Source organism: Geodermatophilus sp. URMC 65, assembly GCF_053502545.1.
Window position 1 is genome coordinate 1,514,652 of record NZ_CP199954.1, and the last position, 19,862, is coordinate 1,534,513.

14 protein-coding genes are annotated in these 19,862 nt (G+C 72.3%); 5 read left to right on the forward strand and 9 right to left on the reverse strand.

All coding sequences use genetic code 11. From position 1 onward, the window contains the following. Positions 1-51 precede the first annotated feature (51 nt). From ACWIX7_RS07310 to ACWIX7_RS07320, 3 genes are read right to left on the reverse strand one after another with little or no spacing between them, the layout of a single operon-like run. Positions 52-1,086 carry a glycoside hydrolase family 6 protein gene (locus ACWIX7_RS07310; RefSeq protein WP_448620886.1) on the reverse strand — a complete coding sequence of 345 codons (1,035 nt, stop codon included), beginning with the start codon at positions 1,084-1,086 and terminating at the stop codon, positions 52-54. Further along, positions 1,083-3,077, reverse strand: coding sequence for a galactose oxidase-like domain-containing protein (locus ACWIX7_RS07315; protein WP_448620887.1), 1,995 nt, complete (start codon positions 3,075-3,077; stop codon positions 1,083-1,085). The genes ACWIX7_RS07310 and ACWIX7_RS07315 overlap by 4 nt, the downstream gene beginning before the upstream one ends. After that, on the reverse strand, positions 3,074-4,873 hold the full coding sequence (locus ACWIX7_RS07320) for a glycosyltransferase family 2 protein (protein ID WP_448620888.1): 1,800 nt from the start codon (positions 4,871-4,873) through the stop codon (positions 3,074-3,076). Before ACWIX7_RS07320 ends, ACWIX7_RS07315 begins: the two co-directional genes overlap by 4 nt. Before the next feature lie 1,454 nt (positions 4,874-6,327). Here ACWIX7_RS07320 and ACWIX7_RS07325 point away from each other — a divergent pair. Further along, the gene (locus ACWIX7_RS07325; protein WP_448620889.1) at positions 6,328-9,360 is read left to right on the forward strand and encodes a patatin-like phospholipase family protein; all 3,033 of its coding nucleotides are present in this window, start codon (positions 6,328-6,330) and stop codon (positions 9,358-9,360) included. 14 nt (positions 9,361-9,374) lie between these two features. Here the strand turns inward: ACWIX7_RS07325 and ACWIX7_RS07330 are convergent, their stop codons facing one another. After that, on the reverse strand, positions 9,375-10,181 hold the full coding sequence (locus ACWIX7_RS07330; RefSeq protein WP_448620890.1) for a hypothetical protein: 807 nt from the start codon (positions 10,179-10,181) through the stop codon (positions 9,375-9,377). Positions 10,182-10,380: 199 nt separating this feature from the next. Here ACWIX7_RS07330 and ACWIX7_RS07335 point away from each other — a divergent pair, with 199 nt between their 5' ends. Both ACWIX7_RS07335 and ACWIX7_RS07340 read left to right on the forward strand, forming a co-directional pair. Beyond that, positions 10,381-11,070, forward strand: coding sequence for an RNA polymerase sigma factor (locus ACWIX7_RS07335; protein WP_448620891.1), 690 nt, complete (start codon positions 10,381-10,383; stop codon positions 11,068-11,070). Positions 11,071-11,187: 117 nt separating this feature from the next. Next, the gene (locus ACWIX7_RS07340) at positions 11,188-11,355 is read left to right on the forward strand and encodes a hypothetical protein (RefSeq protein ID WP_448620892.1); all 168 of its coding nucleotides are present in this window, start codon (positions 11,188-11,190) and stop codon (positions 11,353-11,355) included. 83 nt (positions 11,356-11,438) lie between these two features. Here ACWIX7_RS07340 and ACWIX7_RS07345 read toward each other — a convergent pair whose 3' ends face one another. Beyond that, positions 11,439-12,155: a phage major capsid protein gene (locus ACWIX7_RS07345; RefSeq protein ID WP_448620893.1), complete on the reverse strand. Its 717-nt coding sequence runs from the start codon at positions 12,153-12,155 to the stop codon at positions 11,439-11,441. Positions 12,156-12,451: 296 nt separating this feature from the next. Here ACWIX7_RS07345 and ACWIX7_RS07350 point away from each other — a divergent pair, with 296 nt between their 5' ends. Continuing rightward, positions 12,452-13,279: a hypothetical protein gene (locus ACWIX7_RS07350; RefSeq protein WP_448620894.1), complete on the forward strand. Its 828-nt coding sequence runs from the start codon at positions 12,452-12,454 to the stop codon at positions 13,277-13,279. Positions 13,280-13,438: 159 nt separating this feature from the next. Continuing rightward, positions 13,439-13,579: a hypothetical protein gene (locus ACWIX7_RS07355; protein ID WP_448620895.1), complete on the forward strand. Its 141-nt coding sequence runs from the start codon at positions 13,439-13,441 to the stop codon at positions 13,577-13,579. 776 nt (positions 13,580-14,355) lie between these two features. Here ACWIX7_RS07355 and ACWIX7_RS07360 read toward each other — a convergent pair. The 4 genes from ACWIX7_RS07360 to ACWIX7_RS07375 all read right to left on the reverse strand — a co-directional run bounded on the left by ACWIX7_RS07360 (position 14,356) and on the right by ACWIX7_RS07375 (position 19,804). Further along, positions 14,356-14,913, reverse strand: a complete 558-nt coding sequence (locus tag ACWIX7_RS07360) for a hypothetical protein (protein ID WP_448620896.1) — start codon at positions 14,911-14,913, stop codon at positions 14,356-14,358. Positions 14,914-14,948: 35 nt separating this feature from the next. Further along, on the reverse strand, positions 14,949-15,812 hold the full coding sequence (locus ACWIX7_RS07365) for an ATPase, T2SS/T4P/T4SS family (RefSeq protein ID WP_448620897.1): 864 nt from the start codon (positions 15,810-15,812) through the stop codon (positions 14,949-14,951). Between the two features lie 219 nt (positions 15,813-16,031). Further along, a complete protein-coding gene (locus tag ACWIX7_RS07370) occupies positions 16,032-16,622 on the reverse strand; it encodes an RNA polymerase sigma factor (protein WP_448620898.1) in 591 nt (196 codons plus the stop codon). A 125-nt stretch (positions 16,623-16,747) separates the two neighbouring features. Further along, a complete protein-coding gene (locus ACWIX7_RS07375; RefSeq protein WP_448620899.1) occupies positions 16,748-19,804 on the reverse strand; it encodes a BTAD domain-containing putative transcriptional regulator in 3,057 nt (1,018 codons plus the stop codon). Between the last annotated feature and the right edge of the window lie 58 nt (positions 19,805-19,862).

The following is a 19,862-nucleotide window of genomic DNA, read 5'->3' on the forward strand; positions in this document are numbered from 1 at the left end:
GGACGCCGCCCGGGGCGGACGGCGGCCTGCCCGCAGGAGAGGGGTCCTGTCTCAGCCCTCCTCGCCGTCCACCAGCTCCAGGGCCATCTCGGGCCACCACTGGCCGGCCGGCGGACCGCCTGCGCAGGTGCCGTCGGAGTCGCCCGGCTGCTTCACCCAGAGCAGCGCGTCGACCCGCTCGAGGTCGGGGGACGTCGTCGGCGCGGCGCCGACCTCCCGGTCCGGCGGGTTGCACCAGCGGCCCTCCCCGCCGGCGGCCTCCGGCGGGCCAGCGCCGTTGCGGCTGGTGTCGACGAGGAAGTGGGCGGTGGGCGTCCCCTCGGGCGCACCCTCCTCCAGCTCCCGGGACAGCTCCAGCCCGTAGTCCGCGCTCGCCTCGGTGGTCTCGTAGTTGGAGACGTTGAGGGCGAACCCGTCGGCCCGGTCGACGCCGCTGCGGCGCAGGGCGTCGGCGAGCGCCGGCAGGTCGTCCACCCAGCTGGCGTTGCCGGCGTCCAGGTAGATCCGGGTCTCCGGCTGCCGGTCGAGGATCTCCACGGCCTGGGCGAGCAGCTGGTAACGCGCCGCGGGGTCGACGCCCTCGCACCCGACCAGGGCCTGGGGGACGGCGTCCGGCTCGAGGACGACCACCGCGGGCCGGTCGCCGAGGGCCGCCGCGAAGCTGCCGATCCAGCTCAGGTAGGCGTCGACGCCGGCAGCGCCGCCGGCGGAGTAGGACCCGCAGTCCCGCCCCGGCACGTTGTAGGCCACCAGCACCGGGAGCTCGTCCTCGGCGGCCGCGGCCCGGGAGACCTCCTCGACCGCCGGATAGGGGTTGTCGGGGGTGGCGATCCAGGTGGCGGTCGGCTGCTCGGCCAGCGGGGCCAGCGCCTCGGCGTCCACCGTCCGCCCCTCGGCGAGGGCCTGCTGGACCGCGGCCGGACCGTGGCCCTCGGGGTTGAGCCACAGCTCCTCCCCCGCCAGCCGGCCGGACTCCGGCGCCGGGGTCTGGGGTGTGTCGGTGCCGCCGCAGGCGACCGCGGTGCCGGCGACGGCCGCCAGCACCGTGGCCTGGACGGACCGTCGGGCGTGCAGACGCGTCCTCATCCGACGTGCACCCAGCGCGCCGGGGAGGGGACGCCCTTCTCGTCGACCACGACCAACATGTACCAGCCGTCGGGCGTCAGGCCCTCCTCCTCGGGGACGCCGAGCTCGTAGGACCCGCTGCCGCAGCAGCCGTCCGGGCAGTCCGCGGGGTGCTCGGCGGCGGGGTCGCCGGTCCCCGTCTCCGGGCAGGACGCCGACTGGACGTCGAGGGCGATGGAGCGCTGCTCGGGGTCGGTCTGGTGGGTCACCGCGCTGGGCCGCATCAGCCGCGCCTCCGCGACCTCGCCGTCGGTGGTGACCGGGAAGGAGCTGCCCCGGGTGACCTCCTCCGGTGCGTCGGTGACCTCCGGGCGGTCGCCGGCGAAGAGGTACGGCGGGGAGTAGATCTCGATCCGGGTCTCGAACGTCCCGGGGATGGTGTTCTCCTCGTCGGAGAACAGCGGGTCCGAGCCCATGGTCATGACCCGCCCGTCGGGCAGCAGCAGCGCGGTGGCGTGGTAGTTGCGCCCGACCTCGTTCGGCGCCGCCTCGTGCAGGTGGCCGCTGTGCGGGTCGTACACCGTCGTCAGGTGCAGGTCGCTCTGCGAGTTGCCGCGGTAGCCGACCGAGCCCCCGGTGAGCAGGGTGGTGTCGTCGGGCAGCGTGACCGCGTTGAGGTAGCGCGCAGGGCTCGGGTAGTCGCTGGCGGCCGGCTCGTAGCGCGGCTCCGGCTCGCTGAGGTCGACGACGTCGAAGCGCGCCGTGGACTCCTCGCTGTCCCCGACCCCGCCGCCGCCGACGATGCCGACCCGCTGGTCCTGCGCGGGCGCGAGCAGGAACGAGGAGCTGGTCTCGTTGAACTCCGGGTCGCGCAGGCCGGGGACGTCGGTCCAGCTGTTGTCGTCGAGGTCCCAGATGCCCGGCTGGCGCCCCTCCTCGGCCGGCCCGTAGCCGGTGTTGGAGCCGCTGTAGAACAGCCGGTGCCCGTCGGCGAGCCGGAACAGGGCCGGGTAGGTCGGGAAGTAGCGCTCCAGCTCGGGGCGGTCCTCCCAGGTGCGGGTGGCCGGGTCGTAGACCTCGTTCTCGCCGTCGAGGACCTGGCCGTGCTCGTCGAGACCGGAGACGGCGAGCACGCCGCCGTCCTCCAGGCCGACCAGCGTCGGGTACCAGCGCGACTCGGTCAGCCGGTCGGTCCTGCGGTAGGTCTCGGTGGCGACGTCGAACTCGTAGGAGGCGTCGAGCCCGCGGTAGTTCTGCTTGTCCAGGGTGATGGTGTCGCCCTGGCCGTAGAGGTCGCGGCGCCGCTCGGGCTCGACGTCCTCGACCTGGAACTGCTGGCCGCCCGTGACGACCGGGGCGTCGCCCTCCTCCTCGGCCTCGATCCAGACGTCCTGCTCGCCGGCCATGGAGCTGCCGTCGCCCATCAGGTGCGCGGGCGGCACCGTGACGTCCTCGGTGGAGTGGTAAGTGTGGTCGCGCGCGGTGAAGCGGGTGCCCTCGGGCAGGGTGACCGGGCCGTCGTGGCGCTCGTTCTTCACGGTGAGGACGCCGGCGGCCCTGGTGACGTCGTCGGCGAGCACCTCGTACTCGCGCGTGCCCCCGGCGATGAGCAGGTTGCCGTTGGGCAGGTAGGCGTGCCCGGAGCAGAACAGGTCCTCCGGCGTCGGCACCTCCTTGGTGTCGCCGGTGACCGGGTCCCAGACGATGGTCGTGAAGCTGCCGGCCTCGAAGTCCTGGGCGTCGTTGCCCGACCCGGCGACGAGCAGCACCTTGCCGGTGTGCAGCAGCGCGGCGTGGACCGCCTGGGTCCGGTACTCCTCGGGCAGCTCGATGGTCTCCCACGAGCCGTACTGCGCCTTGTAGTCCGGCCGGCTGTGCTGGAAGTCGTGGTAGGCCTCCTGCGCGACGGCGCTGACGACCGGGCCGTTGGCCGCGACCAGCCCGGTCACCGTCGCGGCGACCAGAGCGGCGTTGCGCAGCCGGCGGCTGGGCTTCGGCTTGGGGCGGATCATCGGGTGCTCTCCTGGGTCTGGGGGACGTCGACCACGCGGTTGCCGACGAAGGTGACGGCCGGCGTGCGGGGGCGGACGGCGGCGACGGCGTCCGGTACGACCGGGGCGGGCAGGGACGGCGTCGGTTCGGGCGCGTGCAGGCGCTCCCGGACCGACGCGGTGGCCCAGATCGCCACCGGCAGCAGGCACATGACCAGGCTCAGCACGGCCCAGACGCGGATCGCCGGGTGGGTGTGGCCGAGCAGCTGCGAGGTCACCAGCGCGACGAGCAGGACGGCGGCCCAGACCAGGTGCCGGGAGAAGGCGGCCAGGCTGCTCCCGCTGACCGCGCCCTTGCGGGTGACGGCGAAGCCGGTGCTGCGGTTGCGGATCGCGGCCCACAGCGCGCTGACGTACAGCGGCGTGGACATCACCGAGATCGCCATCCCGCTGACGCCGGAGGAGCCCTCCTCCTCGTGCGGGCTGACGTTGTGCCTGCGGTTCCAGAAGTAGACGGCGACCTGCAGCACCGCGGCGTTGACGTAGAGCATCAGCCACAGCTGGGCCGACACCAGCAGGCCGGCCACGCCGGTCAGCAGGTAGGCGACCAGGTTGGTGACGCCGAGGACCCAGCTGATCGCCGTCGCCGGGTAGTACGACATCAGCAGCGCGTAGTGCAGCCGCTGGGCGAAGGCCATCCGCGGGGCCAGTCGCCAGAAGCGGCGCAGCACGATCTCGTCGGTCCCGCGGGCCCACCGGCCCTGCTGGGTGAAGTAGTCCCGCCAGGTGCTCGGGCCCTCGCCCACCGCCAGGACGTCGGGGGTGTAGACCGACCGCCAACGCGCGCCGGTGCGCGCGTTGGTGCTGGCGTGCCAGACCAGGCTGGTCGCGGCGTCCTCGGTGATGGAGTCCTGCAGCCCGCCGATGTCGCGCAGCGCCGAGATGCGGACGGCGTTGTTGGTGCCGACGAACATCGCGCTGCGGAACCGGTTGGCCGCCCGCTGCAGGACGCTGTGGAACAGGTACTGCTGCGACTCGGCGGCGCGGGTGACGAAGGCGTCGTAGTTGCCGTACACCTGCGGGCCGACCACGAAGGCGACGTCCGGGTCGCGGAAGTAGCCCATGAGCCGCTCGGCCATGTTCGGCAGCGGCACGTGGTCGGAGTCCACCGAGATCCAGAAGTCGTAGCCGTCGCCGTGCGCGTCGAGCCAGGCGTTGTAGTTGCCGTGCTTGGTCCGCGCCTTGTGCCGGCCGGTGGGCTGGTTCCACTCGGCGACGCCGGCCCGGGTGAAGTGGAAGACGCCGAGCTCGGCGCACATGGCGCGCACCGCCGGGTCGTCGCCCTCGTCGAGCAGCCAGACGTCGAACGTGCCCTCGTACCGGACGGCGCGGGCGGCGGCCAGCGTCCGGCGCACCATCTCGATCGGCTCCTTGCTCGGCACGATCGTGGTGATGAACGCGATCCGCTGACCGGTGACCGGGGTCAGCGGGATCGGGTCGCGGGCGTTGAGCGTCGCGACCGCCAGGGTGAAGACGTTCACCAGGCGCAGGGCCTCGATGACGGCGACGCTGCCGATCAGCGCCACGACCAGCACCGAGCGCCAGTCCCCGGCCCACTCCGGGTGGTGCGCCGGCCGCAGCAGGAAGACCAGGAACAGCACCTCGAAGAGGAGGGCAGCGGTCACCAGCAGCCAGGCCCGGACGCGTGCGCCGCCACGGGCCACCGGCTGGAACCGGACGCGGGGGTCCTCCGCCGGCTCCTGCAGCGGGCCGGCGAGCTCGCTGAAGTCGGCGTAGGGGTAGCTGCGCTCAGCCACGCCGGGACGTGACCGGGAGGCTGCCTCCAGCGCAGGAGGGCGTCGGGGACGCGGGCCGGCGGGGCGCGAGGGCGGATGAGGGCATGGGGCAACCGTTCGTGAGGGGGCGGGGAGGTCACGCGGGCAGGCCGGGATCCCGGGCCGGCGTCCTGGGTGGAGCCGGGCCGGTTCGGTCGGCCGGGTGCTGCCGGGGTCGGAGGGCGCAGCACGAGCGACGTGCTCGCGACGCCCGGCAGCGGGCGTGCGCTCAGCTCAGGTGGACGGCTGAGCGGTGGTGGAGGTGTCCGGCGTCAGCTCTGACGGGACCGGTGGGCACGAGGACTCGGACGCGGCAGGCAGGGCATTCCAACTCCCTCTCCGGGCGGGTGGGACCGGACAGGACAGCGGCCTCGTCGCCGCCCTCTCCCCCGCGCACCTGCGCATGGCGTCGGTGGGACCTTCGGTTCTCCACATCGTTCACTCGGGCACCCGCTCGGGCGCCGGCAGGCACCGTAAGCACTCGTGTCCGTCGCACGCCAACGGATCGGGCGATCTTGCGGTCGCGGACCGCCTCGCTGGGCATGTCCGTGACAGAACGTGTTCGCGTACTGAACACGGAGATACCGCCGAGAACACCGCCCGTGTTCGCGTACCGAGACCGGCGTCACCACACCCGGCGCGCCGACACGTAACGGAACTCGCCGTTGCACGGTGTGACGATCATCGCGTTTAGGGCCGGCGCACCGCGGTCCCGCGGCGGACCCCTGCGAGCCGCCCCGAGCCGGCCGGCGCTACTCCGTCGCGCAGGGCAGCGGGATCCACCAGAACCACGGCGGGTCGCAGTCCTGGGATCCGATGTCAGCCGTGGCGACTCCGGGCGCGAACAGCACCGCTGCCGCACCCACCACCGCAACGACCATGGTCCTGAGCGCTCGCATGATCTCCCCCAGGCATGTCTCACCCACGACGAGACCTACCCGTCTCGCCGAAGGGCGCGATGCTGCCATCCAGTCTCCGCAGATCACCACAGGGTCCTTCGCCCCTGCGCGCCGCACCGGGCCACTGCCGGTGTCCCTCACCGGCCGCTCGTGGTCCAGGACGGGCCGTGCGCGCCGTGGCCACGTCGTACGCAGCGCCGCCACGCGCCCACCGGCAGAGCCATCGCCGGGGTTCGACGTAGCGGTCGCGCTCGCGACCGGCCGCGCGTGGAGGAGACCTCGGCAGCGTGCTCGGCTGTCCGGGCACCGGCCGGAGGAGCGCCCGACACGTATCAGCACGACGACCTCGCCCCTCCCTCCGGTGGCAGCTCCCGCGCCCCGCGAACGGCTGCCGTCCCGCGGACCGCACTCCAGGCGGAGGACACGGTGGCCGATCGAGCAGCACAGTCGACCTCTCCCGGCGCGACGGCGACAGCGGCCGGCACATCTCCCCCGGCACCGGGAGGAGCCGCCGAGGCCGGACCGCCGGTCTCGACGATGGAGCCGACCACCAAGATGCAGCGCCGGATCTCCCGCACGGCGGCCGTCGCTCTCGCCCTGGCGGCCGTGGCTGCCACCGGAGCCGGATGGGCGGTCTACCGGCACCTCGCTCCACCTCTGCCCGGCCTCGTCCGCATCGAGCTGGGGCTCGAGCGCCCGGGCGACCCGGCGCTCCTGCGCGACACGCTCGGGCCGGACGTCTGGCTCATCCTCGGCTACGGCTCCGCTCTCGCCGTCCTGTGCTGGCTGGCCCGGATGATGACCTGGAGCAAGACGTCCCGGCACCTCGCCGACCTCGGCCTCCTCTGCGCCGCCGCGACCGTGGTCGCCGACCTCGCCGAGAACGCCTTCCTGTACTTCGGCGAACGGGCCGAGTGGTGCTACGTCGCCGCGGGGGCAGCCGCGACGGTGAAGTGGTCGGCAGCCGTCCCCGCCGCGGTCGCCGCGCTCATCGGTCTCGTGCTGACCTTCGCTCGGGTGATCGGCAACACCAGGGGCCGCCTCCGGCGGTTCGCCGCGATGGACACGAGCGGCATCATCGCGCCGCCCCCGCTGGAACCACCCCCCTCGGACAACATCCCCGACCGGGTCCCCGCAGCGATGCTCGACTCCACCCGGTGGCGCAACGCCTACCGCGTGCCCCGGGACCCGCGGTCCACTGCGAGATCGGCCGAGGACGGCGGGCCGGTGGCGGTGTGCCTGTCCGGCGGGGGCGTGCGCTCGGCCAGCGTCGCGCTCGGCGCGGTCCAGGCGCTGCGGCCGGTGGTCAAGCAGGCCGACTACGTCATCTCCGTGTCCGGCGGCGGCTACACCGCCGGGGCGCTGGTGCAGGCCCTGACCCGTGGCGGCTCGGCCGACCCGCCCAGGGACGGCGTCGACCGGAACCCGGACAACGCACTGGCACCTGGCAGCGTCGTCGAGGACCACCTCCGACGGCACTCCAGCTACCTGGCCAGCACGGCGGGCAAGCTGGCCCTGGCCCTGGCGCTGCTGGCGCGGGGGCTCGTCGGGAGCCTGTTCGTCCTCTTCAGCGGTGCCGTCGTCGTCGGTGTGCTGATCGGCGTCTACTACGCCGCCGTCCCGGTCACGGAGCTGAGCCACGTCGGGGTCCCGGTCAGCGGCCGGTCCGTCCCCTATCCGGCGCCGCACGCAGCGGCGCTCTGGGGCCTGGGGGTCCTCACCGCAGCCGCGTGCCTGTCCTGGATGGCCGGTGCGGTCCTCACCAGCTGGTGGGGCCGACGCTCACGCACGTGCCGGTTCCTCGTGCGCACCGCTCAGGCGGCCGCTGCCCTCGCCGCGGTCGTGGCCACGTTCGTCCTCGTGGTCCCGGCGGTCACCTTCGCGAGCTGCTGGCTCTACGCGCGCACGGGGGACAGCAGCGCCGTCGCCGTCGGCGGCCCGCTCGTCACCGTCCTGCTCAGCTACCTCGCCACGGTGGCGGCCTTCTGGAAGAAGAAGCCCGGCAGCGTCAAGAAGCTCCTCGAGCGGGGCGAGGCCGCGCAGTCCACGGCGACGACGCCCGCCTCGGTCCTGCGGCTGCTGCTCCTCGCGCTCGTGCTCGCCCTCCTGGGTGCCGTCTGGCTGCTGGTCTTCGGCGCTGCGGTCTCCACCCGGGCGGGTGCGGCGGCGCTGTGGACCGCCCTCGTCTTCGGCGTGCTGTGGTTGTTCGTCGGCGGCTTCGTCGACGAGACGGCGCTGAGCCTGCACCCCTTCTACCGCTCCCGGCTGGCCAGTGCCTTCGCCGTCCGCGCGACACGGGGGGTCGCCGTCCCCTACCTGCCGACCGAACGGACCACGCTGAGCAGCTACGGCTGCGTGCACCCCGACGACTGGCGATCGCCGGCACCCCGGTTCCTGTTCGCCGCCGCCGCCAACCTCGTCGACGACGACCGGACCGCTCCCGGGCTCCGGGCGGTCTCCTACGTGATGAGCAGCGACCACATCGGCGGGCCGGACGTCGGCTGGGTCCCGACGTCCGTGGCGATCGAGGCCTGCCCGGAGCAGCTGAGGAGGGACCTGACCGTCCAGGCGGCCGTGGCCATCAGCGGCGCGGCCTTCGCCTCGGCGATGGGCCGGGCCTCGTCCTGGTACGGCAGCCTGCTGGCCATCTCCGGCGCCCGGCTCGGGTCGTGGCTGCCCCACCCGGACTACCTGCTCCTGCGCCAGAACCTCGCGGCCGAGGACGACTGGACCCTGCCGGGGATGCCGCACGTGCGCCGCTTCCCCTACCTCCTGCGGGAGGTGCTGGGCGTCCACCCGTACTTCCAGCGGCTGCTCCACGTCTCCGACGGCGGCCACTACGAGAACCTGGGCCTGGTCGAGGCGCTGCGGCGGAAGTGCCGCACCATCTACGTCATCGACGCCAGTGGCGACGCGCCGCCGACCGCCGGAACGTTCGGTGCGGCCCTGCGCCTGGCGCACGACGAGCTCGGGGTGCGGATCGAGCCGCAGCCGGGGTTCGACCTGTTCGACCTCGTCCCCGGCAGCGGCGAGCCGTTCGAGCCGAAGGACCCGCTGGCGGCGCTCAACGCCCGGCTGTGCAAGCGCGGCGTCGTCACCGCGCGGATCACCTACCCGGAGGAGAGCGGGCTCCCCCCGGGTCAGCGCACCGGCGTCCTCGTGCTCGCCAAGGCGGTGCTGTGGCCGGACCTGCCCTACGAGGTCCTCGCGTACGCCGCGTCGAACCCCGTGTTCCCGCACGACAGCACCGCCGACCAGTGGTTCGACGAGGGCAAGTTCTCCTCGTACAAGCGGCTGGGCCACGAGCTCGGGCTCCGCTGTCTCTCCCTCGGTGAGCACATCGGCGACCCGTCCGCGAGCGCGGACGGCGCCGGGGTGCGGGTGCCGACGCCTCCCCCACCGCCGGTCGGGAACGGAGCGCCCGCGGCGTCCGCCGTGTCCGTCGCCGCCGCGGTCGCCGGCGGCTTCGACCGGCCGCCGTCCTACCCGGGCCCGGGGAGCGCCGGTCGGCGCAGGTGGTTGCCCGCGAGCCGGCTCAACGGCAGCCGGCTCAACGGCAGCCGGCACTGACGACTTCCGCCGGGCTAGGGCTTGCGGGTCGTGGCCTCCGGATTGAGGAACAGGCCGGGCAGCAACATGTGGATCGCGCCGACCAGGACGTTGTCCCCGGACGAGAGCGCCGTGGCCGACCCGGTCGCCCGCGCACGCAGCCGGGCTCCCTCCGCCAGGGCGTGGAAGACCTCCGCGACGTCGTGCCAGGTGTACTCCGGGCGCAACTGCAGACCGAACCGGCCGGCGAGCCTCTCGTGGAGGACGGTCCAGTAGGCGATCCACTGCTCGTACTGGGCCTTGAGGAACATCTGCACCCGCGGGTGGTTCGGCAGGGCGACCCAGACGACCGTGCGCAGGCCCCACAACGGGTCGTCCAGGGTCACGCCCATCACCCGCTCGACCACCTGCCGGACGAGTTCGGCGAAGGGCAGGTCCTCGGGGAGTCCCTCGGCCGCCTCGGCCACGTCGTTGATGGTGTGCTCCACGAGAGCCGGCCGCAGCAGGTAGGCGATGAGGTCCTCGGTGTAGCGGCTCTTGTACCGCCAGCGGTCGCGGAACATCCCGACGGTCAGCATCCTCGGGTGCTCCCGGCGGGCGTCCTCGTGCTCCGCGCGCTCGATCAAGCGGGCCTGCGACAGCCCGGCGAACAGGCGGGTGCCGGCGTCGTGGTCGTCCATCAGGTCGGGACCCCGGTGGTCGAGCAGGTCGTCGCAGAGCAGCAGCAGCCCGATGTCGAGGAAGGCGCGCGTCTCCGGGCTGTTGGCGATCTTCGTGCGGGTGACCGGGCGGGCATCGGCTGCGACGTTCGTCAGCACCGCCGACAGGTCGTCCTCGGGCATCGGCTTCCCCCGGCTGCCACAGGAGCTGGACCTCCAGCCTAGGACCTCCAGCGCTGGAGGTGTCGCACTCGCACCCCGGCAAGCGCGTGCCCGGCTCGGTGTCCCCGTGCGTGTCCGCGGTCCCTGATGGGCTTGGACCTGCCGTGCCGGCCCCCTCGACAGTCGTCCCACCAGCGAACGGCCGCCACGGAGGACCGACATGTCCACGCTCCACGACAGCCTCGACGCGCTCCCCCAGGACGACTCGGGCCGCGGTGCACAGCGGTACGCCGCGAGCCCGGGCACGAGCGGCCGGCCCGACCTGCCGACGCTCGTCGAGGCCGCCCGGCGCGGCGAGCCCTGCGCCTGGCAGGGGCTCGTGCAGGAGTTCACCCCGCTGGTCCGCGCGATCACCAGCGGGTACCGGCTCGGCGAGCACGACGCCGAGGACGTCGCGCAGGTGATCTGGCTGCGTCTGGTGGAGCACCTCCACCGGCTCCGCGAGCCGCTCGCGCTGCCCGGCTGGATCGCGACGACGGCTCGCCACGAGAGCCTCCGCCTGGCCCGCGCCCACGGCCGGACCCTCCCGGTCGACCCGCTGGACGGCTCCGCGCACGAGTTCGCGGGAGGGGACCCCGAGGTCGACGCCGACCTGCTGCAGGCCGAGGAGGTCGAGGCCGTGCGGGAGGGTCTCGCCGACCTGCCGACGACGCAGCGCGACCTGCTGCTCCTGCTCGCGGCCGACCCTCCCCTCAGCTACCGGGAGATCAGCGCGAGGCTGGGGATGCCGATCGGCAGCATCGGCCCGACCCGGGCTCGCACCCTGGCCCGCCTGGAGGCGACGCCGGCGGTGCGCCGGTACCTGGGATCCGGCCGGCAGGGGATCGTCCGTCGGCCGTGTGCGGCGTGAGGTACGCGGGACCGGCAGGTCAGCGCCACGCGAGGTTCGCCTACTCCCTTCCTCCGGGCCAGGCGTGAACTCGACCGCGCAACCAGCCCGCGGCCCTACCAGTGATAGGAGTTGCCCGTGCCCTCCACTCCGGCGGACTTCGATGTGGCCCCTTCTTTCGCAGGCGAGCATCGCAGGTATGTAGCCGAGGTTGCTGCAGGGATCCGCGATAGGGGATTCGTCGTTTTCTACGACGAGTTTGAGCGCGTGAACCTCATCGGCCGGGAACTGCTGGCCTATCTGTAGGAGGTCTACAGTCACCGCTCATCGCTCGTGGCTGCGTTCATCTCGCAGGAGTGGGTGACAAAGCCTTGGACCGGCCATGAGCGTCAAACGGCACTGGCCCATGCCCTGCTCCACGCCACTGTGCCCGCGGCCACGGCCGGGGAGACGCGCAGCGGGACGCCGAGCACCATGCGCCAGGTGGCGGCGGTGGGGTCGAAGCCGAGCAGCGGCTTGTTGCTGCCGGTGGCCTCCTTGACCTTGGCCAGCGCCAGCGCGTCGGCGGGGTTGGCCACGAACGACGTCAGCGTCGCGCCGACCTGCTCGGCGGCCGACAGCGCCTCGGCGAACGGGTCGGCATCGGTGAACGCGGCACCGGCGTCGACCGTGGACACGGCCCCGGCACCGGTGGTCGGCAGCGCGGCCAGGCCGGCGGGGGCCGGCAGGGCGAGGTTGCCGAAGAAGGCGATGTCGAGCTTGCGGGCCATGTCGCGGGCCAGGGACTGGCCGACGACCTGGGCGGCGGCCGGGGTGGAGTCCTCGGTCAGCTCCCGGCTGACGATGGTCAGCCCGGCGAGCTTGCGCGGGGTGACGACCAGCTCGTCGAAGGCGGCGCCGGACGGGGCGATCTCGTCGCCCTCGGCGACCCAGGCGGCCCCGGCGTCGCGGGTGACGATCGGCAGGTGGAAGTCGTGTGCGCCGGTGGTGACGACGGAGGCGACCTGGGTGGCGACGGCGGCGTCCTGAACCGGCTGGACGATGAGGTCGCCGTACTGCTCGGGCAGCAGACCGCCGATGCCGACGATCGAGGTGTAGGTGGGCACGTAGGGCTCCAGGAGACGGTGCGAGCGGGATGGGCGTCACCGGCTCGACCGGATGTTGGCGGTGCCCTCCTGAGGCGGCCGACCGGCGCAGCGGACACCAGGCCGGGCTGCGCGGGGCTACGTGCAGGATTACTCACCGAGCGGTCGATGATCAGGCGCAAGCCGTGGCTTGCGCCCCTAGTTGGCCCACTCCGATAGCGTGACCGGTAGCGGCAATGGGTTGGAGCCGCGCGTATCAGGCTAGCGACGGGGGAAGCGACGGCATGACGGATTCAGCTCAGCGCATGAGGTGCTTCGTGATTTCGCCGATCGGCAAGGAAGATTCGCCTGAGAGACTGCGCGCCGATCGAGTTCTCAAGTACCTAATCCGGAGAGCGATTGGGGACAAGTTCGATGTGCAGCGAGCCGACGAGGACGTCAATCCCGGGGCTATTACTCCTCGGATAATTAGCAGCATCTTTGAGGCTGATCTGATTGTTGCCGACATTACCGGACTGAACGCCAACGTGTTCTATGAACTCGCGATCGCGCACGGATACGGCAAGCCAACTGTGCATCTCCAAGAAGGGAGCGATCGGCCGCCTTTTGACATCAAGGACATGCGGATCGTTGCCTACGACACAACAGCTCCAGAGAAGCTGGAGCAGGCCCAGAAGATGCTGGCCAGCTTCTCAGATTTTGCAGTATCGAAGCCCGGGGAGATCGAAACGCCGCTCCGTGAGGCGCGGCGGTTCGAGGCCGTTCAGGCCAGTGGTGACCCGGTGGCCGACAGCAATGTCCAGATCCTGGAAGCCTTGCAGAATCTCCGGGAACAGGTCGCGACCATGGGGAAGTCGCTGGGGCGTCGGCCGCGGCGGCCCTTGTCCGTGATTGATGACCACGACAAGCGCGGCCTCATTAGGATCGTGAACCGTATCGTGCGGGCAGGTCGCGCCGAACTGGCAGACTTTGACGGGGTTCGAACCCTCGAAACGTCCACGTCTTTTGATGACTGGGTCCAGAAGCATGTTGTGCAGATTGATCCCGCGCTATCTCAGGACCAGCTCGAAGACTTAGTGAACGACGTCCAGATGGCCGCAGCTGGGGATGAATCGGCGCTCATCGCGGACAAGCCACCGTTCTAATGGCAGGGGCCGGACGCCGCATCTGACGGGTCCGGCCCCTGTCATGGACTGCCGGACGACGCCGCCCCGCAGGACGTCGGCGAACGTCGGACCGTTACCTGAAGCGCCGCCGCGGCTGCCCTGCGAGCGGTCCGGCCGCGGGCTCCGGCGGGCCTGCAGGTGCGGACGCTGCGCCAGCAGAGCGTTGACGGCGGCGGTGACCCGGTCAGGGTCGACCTGGCCGTCGTCGTCGAACAGGTCGTCGACGTTCACGCCGAACCGGGCGAGGTCGCTGCCGTCGGCCATGCGGACGCCGGATGAGCTTGCCCGCGCACATGGCTCGTGCGCCGGGGTGGGGCTGGCAACCCTCGTCTATGTGTGTCCTCTGGCGCGGTGGCTAACCAGAGAAGCCGGTCCCGCGCTACGAAATGTGACACGCCATTCACCGCTGTCAGCGAACACATCCGGTGCGGCGTCGTCGCCCTCCCCCGTCGGCGCAGTCTCCGGCCCGTCCTCCCCCGGTCAAGGGTCCGCTTCGCCGCTGCGCGCCCCTGACCGACTCCCCCCGGACCTACACCCCGCGCCTATGGGAAGGACGCCTCCGTGTGGTGACCCCACGAAGGCGCGACGCCGCAGGGAGGACACCGCTCCGAGTTATGTTGCATCTTCAAGTCAAGAGCGCGCCTACGGCGCGCTTCATGCGCAAGGCTTAGGCGATTGGCTGCGACATCCGCGCGAGCCCACGTCGACAAGACAGAACAACGGCATTCAGGCTCTGCTCCATCGCCTAAGCTCTGCGGTCTTCTCCATGAGCACTGCTACCCGATTGTCTCGCTCCCCCACTTTACTCAACTCCTGACTAGCACGCTTCTTCACATCGGCGTAAGAGCGCCAGCCGCTAGCTATCGTGAAGCGAGAAGCCCCGGACTGGTTCATGTCAGTGAGCACGAGCAACGACGCAGCCACACTCCGGCGGAGCGTGACGTCGGGGTCCGTCTCCAACGCTGCGTCAAGAATCGCAACAGCCCACGTTGCCCCATGAATCCACCAGGATCGCGGCCGTGACATGAGGGCTGTATGAACGGCAAAGCGGATGGCTATGCGCGCATCCATGCGAATATCCCCGCGCCACTCTTCCAACCATCGCAAGGCCAGTGCAAGTCGCCCGGCCGGTCGTCGGTAACGAGCTGACCGGCATTAGTCATGAGGAGGTTCGCCTCAAGTTGCGAACCGCCGTCATCCGAGGCAAGGCCCTCGTCGATGAGCCCGGTAGCGCTCGCCGTATCTATAGCCTTATCCGCCCATGCGGCCGCTAGGCAGCGCATAGCAATAACCGGGTGCCCGAGGTGTACAAGAGTCGCAAGGGCGCCAGCCACCGCCGCACGTGGAGCGTACTTGCCATCCCCGGCACCCAGCAGGCTCACACCCTTCACGGCCGTGTCAAGAACAAGACGCCGCTCTGTCTCCTCTTGGACGATTGCTTGCTGACTCTCGGCCGCTTCCTGTGCGGCGAGAAGTCGGAGGTTGTGCGCACGCGTGATCAAAAAGCCGGTGAGCGTGACGGTGGCCGTAAAGCCGGAGGCAAGAAGCGCCCAAAGCGCCTTCGTCTCGTCGGCCGAGAACGTCTTATCGACGTCCAGCAGGTCCGCCCGCACAACGGAGACAGTCGCTATCGCATATACCGGGCCGACTACAAGCACACCAAGCAAGACCCACGGAACCCAGGTTGTGCGCGTGGAGGCGGCTCGTGACACGGTTCGGAGAGTATGGGAACAGGGGCGTGCGACCGCGCTTTGCTTCGCCTGACGGCCAGGCGCGTCGACAAGCCGGTGTCCCAACTGCCTGCCGCCCCGGCTTGGAGCCCAGCCGCCGAGCCGCAAAGACCCTCCAAGCTGAACAGGGTTCGGGTGAACTGACGATTTGTGGTCTTCCCGGCCTGGGTGCCGCCGGCGACCAGCACGTTGAGACCGGAGACCACGGCGGCCTCGAGGAACCGTGCGGCCTGCGGGGTCAGCGTGCCCAGCGCCACCAGCTCGTCGAGGGAGTGCGCCTGCAGCACGAACTTGCGGATGTTGACCGCCATGTGCCGCCGGGTGATGTCGGGGATCACCACGTGCAGCCGCGACCCGTCGGGCATCATCGCGTCGACGAACGGCGTGGACATGTCGATCCGCCGCCCCGAGGTGCGCAGCATCCGCTCCACCAGGTCGGCCAGCTCCCCGGGCGCCAGGATCGTCGTGGTCAGCTCCGACCGGCCGCGCCGCGCGACGAACACCCGGCCCGGCTCGTTGACCCAGACCTCCTCGACCTCCGGGTCGTCCAGCCACCGCTGCAGCGGCCCGAACCCGGCCACCCGGCCCAGCACGTCACGCACCACCGACTCCGGGTCACCGATCGGCGGCAGCGCCGAGGTCAGCGACCGCTCGGAGTAGTCGGCCACCACATCGCGCACCAGCAGCCGCACCGGACCGGGGTCGGTGAACGGGTCCAACCCACGCCGGCGGATCAGCTCGCGCACCTCACCGTCGACGACCTCCAGCGCACTGGTCGGCACGGCACCCCCGTCGTCACACCCGGTCAGGACGACGACGGACAGTAGGCCGACGAGCCGGTCCACGGGCCGACGTCGCCACGATCTGTGGACGACGGACGTGCCGGCCCACCCGGACGGGTGTCACCCGACGCCGGGACGGTTCGGCAGGACACGTGCCCCGCGGCCCGCTGCTGCGGCCGTGGGGACACGGACGGCGACCCCCGTCGGATCACGGCACGGTCACCTCAGGGCGAGGTCCTGGAGCCCAACCGTTGCCAGCGTCTCCCGCAGGCGAGCGAGGATCCGGGCACGCGTCGGACCGATGCTGCCGACCGGCATGCCCAGGCGGGCGCTGATGTCCTGGTAGCTGATCGGAGGGGACGCGACCAGCAACTCCATCAGCTGCCGGTGGCGATCGGGGAGCTCGGCCAGCGCGCGACGGACCAGCACCTGCTGCTCCTGTCGCATGGCGGCCGCCTCGGGGCCGTCCTCGTCGGGGCCCTCGTACCGGACGCCGCTCACCGGGCCCCGGTCCTCTTCCCAGTCGGTCAGCTGCTCACGGCCCCCCTGACGGATCACCTGCAGGCACACCCGGTGGGCGGTCGTCTTCAGCCACCCCGCCACGTGCTCGGGTTCCCTGAGGTCGGCGATGTGCTCGACCAGCCTCAGCCACGTGGTCTGCACCGCGTCCGCGGACTGCGCCTCGTTGAGCCGGAACCCGCGGACCACCGACCACAGCAGGCCGGAGAACTCGTCGACGATCGCGTTCCAGGCCGCGGGGTCGCCCTCGGCAGCACGGTGGACCAGCACGGTGACCTCGGCAGGCTCCATGTCCCTGTTCCTCTCGTCCGCTCGGCGCACCGCGCCGACAGGACAGAGGTTCGGGAGGTCGCGCTAGCGGAGCGCCAGCCGGACGAAGACGCTGGTCAGAGCGGGGAGGAACGGATGGGCGGGCCTCAACGGCGGGGAGCCAGCCGCTGCGCGAGCGCGCGGGTGCGCGGCTGGGGCGGCACACCCAGCTCGTGCAGCATCTGCTGGCAGCGACGCAGGGCGCGGTGCGCGTCGACGAGGTCGCCGTCGGCGAGGTGGACGGCGACGAGGAGCTGGTGGGCGTCCTCCGAGCAGTCGTCGGCCCGCAGGGCACGCTCGGCGAGGCTCCGGGCCGTCGTGGTGTCCCCCCGCGCCAGCAGCAGGTTGCCGGCCCGGACGGCGCTCGAGACGAACCGGCTGCGCAGGCGGTCCCGCTCCCACTCCAGCCAGGTCCCGCCGGCCACGTCGGCGAGGAGGTCCCCGCCCCACAGCTCCGCCGCCCGCAGGTAGGCCGAGAGTGCCGCCGAGGGCGCGCCCTGGCGCTCCAGCCGGGCAGCCTCGTCCAGGGCCCGCTCGAACTGCAGCACGTCGATCTCCAGCGCGCCGTCGGTCACCAGGTGCAGCACCGGACCGGCGCTCCGGAGGAAGTACGGCGGGTCGAGCTCGCCGCGGTCGGGCTCGAGGACGTTCTGCAGGTAGGCGAGGGTGACGCGCAGGTTCCGGCCGGCCGCCGCGTCGTCGAGGTCGGGCCACAACTCCGAGATGATGGCGGTGCGGGTCGGCCGGTCGTGGGTGAGCAGGTAGCCGAGGAGCTGACGCACCCGCTCCCGGCGCAGCTCCGGCGCGGCGACGACCACGCCGTCGCGGCGGAGCTCGAGCGGGCCGAGGACGCGCAGGTGCAACCGTGCGGTCGGCACCGCCGGGATCGCGCGCAGCAGCGAACGGGCGGTGGCCGCGAGGGTCGGGGGTGCCGTCGCGGCCTGGGCCCGCAGCGTCGCCCGGGCGGCGGGACCGAGGTCCTCGACGATCGCCCGTGCACTGTCCTGACCGGCGGCGACCAGCCCCAGGGCCAGCTGCGCCGTCCACGGCACCGGCAGGAGGGCGCGCAGGACCGGCCAGGCGCTGGACGGGAGGGCGCCGGCCGCAGCCGTCGACCCGTGCTCGCGCAGCTGGACGAGGGCGCGCGCCCCGGCGTGCAGGTCGGCGAGGGCGCCGGGCGGCGGATCGGCGTCCCAGCGTTCCCGAAGCTCGGGCAGGAGCACGTAGAGCAGCGGCAGCGCGACCGGGGAGACCCGTAGCGCACCCGAGAGGCGCCCACCGTTCGACGGGACGATCGACCGCAGTGCGGCCGCCGCCTGGTGCTCGGCGCCCCCCGACAGAGCGTGGAAGGCCTCGGCCAGGGTCCGGGCGTGGGGTGCCCAGGCGACCGGGGAGGCGCCGAGGACGGGCCGGAACCTCCCGAGGAGTTCCCCTGCCTCCCCGTGCCGCCCCAGGACGTCGAGCACGGAGACCGCACAGGGCACCAGGTCGGGGGACGTGAGGACCTTGTCCGGCTGCATGTCGCCGAGCAGGTACGGCAGCAGGCGCTCCGCCTCCTCCAGCCGTCCCCGGAGCCGGAAGGACTCGAGGAGGAGGCACCGCGAGACGCCGTGCATCGTGGTTGCCGGGTGGGACAGCGCCCGTCGAGCGAGAACCTCGCCGGTCGCGGCGTCGCCCAGCCTCAGCAGGACGAGGTGGGCGTGCAGCCACTGCTGGACGGGGTGCTGTACGGAGTTGAGCGCCGTCCGCGACATCAGACTCGGGTTCGCCAGCGCGGATCGCACCTCGTCGGTGGAGCGCGCCTCCCCGCCACGGACCAGCGCGACGAAAGCCGGGGCTCCGGGGTGCCCCTTCGCCGCCAGCTCCTCCAGCTCCTGCAGCAGGAACTGCATCCGCCGTCGGTCCTTGCCCCAGAACGCCAGTTGGACGAGCGCGTTGAGACACGCGTAGCGCAGGTCGGGGTCCCCGTGCGCGCCGGCGAGCGCCTGCACCAGGAGCTCCTCGGCCGCGCCCGGGCTGGCCGGCTCCGCCGCCATGGCGGCGAGCAGCAGCCCCTCGGGGCTCTGCTGCACCTCGGGCGGCAACCGGCGCAGCCACGACTCGAGGACGTCGGTCGGCACCAGCGCGGTGCAGCACTCGCAGACCTCCACGACGAGCCGGCGGACGTCCTCCCACGCCCGGGCGTCCAGCAGCAGCCCCATCGCCTCCTGGTACTGCCCGCGGCCACGCAGGACGGCGGCCGCGGTCCGCCGCGCCTCCGCCACCTGCCCGGAGTCGAGGTGGTGCTGGAGGGCCGCTGCCCACAGCCCGTGCAACGACCACCACCCGGAGCGGGAGCGCACGACCAGGGGCAGCCCGTCGAGCAGGGACCGGAGGTCCACGTCCCGGCCGAGCAGCTCGGCGGCGATCTCGTCGTCCGCGCCGCCCACGGCCACGAGCAGCGCGAGCGCGTGGCGGCGCTCCGGCGACAGCTGGGTGAGCAGCTCCTCCCAGACGTACCCGCTGACGGCGAACGGGCCCGCCGTGGCCGTCAGCTCGGCCAGGGCCGGCCAGCCCCCGACGTCGCTGAGCAGCTCCAGTGGGACACCGCGGGACTCGGCGAACGCGGCGACCTCGTCCTCGCGGAACTGCAGGTCGCCCTCCCGCAGCACCGCGGCGTCCCCGGTGGCCACGAGCCGCGAGACCGACAGCGGCAGCGGCGGGCGGGAGGCGAGGACGAGGTGCCCGTTCCTCGGCAGCTCCTCGATCAGGTGGCCGAGGAACTCGCCGGCCGGCGATCCCCGGGTCACCAGGTGGACGTCGTCGAGGATCAGTGCGACCTGGCGCGGAGCCGCGCTCCACAGCGCCTCGGCCACCGCGACCGCAGCCTGCCGCGGGTCCTCCGGCACCGGGGCCGAGAGGCCGACCGCGGCGAAGGCACCGGAGGCCAGGACCGAGAGCGTCGTGTCGTCCCGCTGGCAGGTCAGCCAGCGGTCCTCCCCCGCGGGCGAGAGGGCGTTCTCGCTGACGGCCTGTCCCAGCAGCGTGGTCTTGCCGAAGCCGGCGGGCGCCACCACCGCGGTGAGGGGGCGCTCGAAGCGGCTCCGCAGGGCGTCCAGGAGCCGGGGCCGCACGATCAGGTCCCGGCTGGCGAGCGGCGGTGTGTACCTGAGCGCCCGGCTCATGGGCCGACTCTAGGCACCGTGCGACCGGCGGCACACCGGATTCGTCACGGCTGATGCG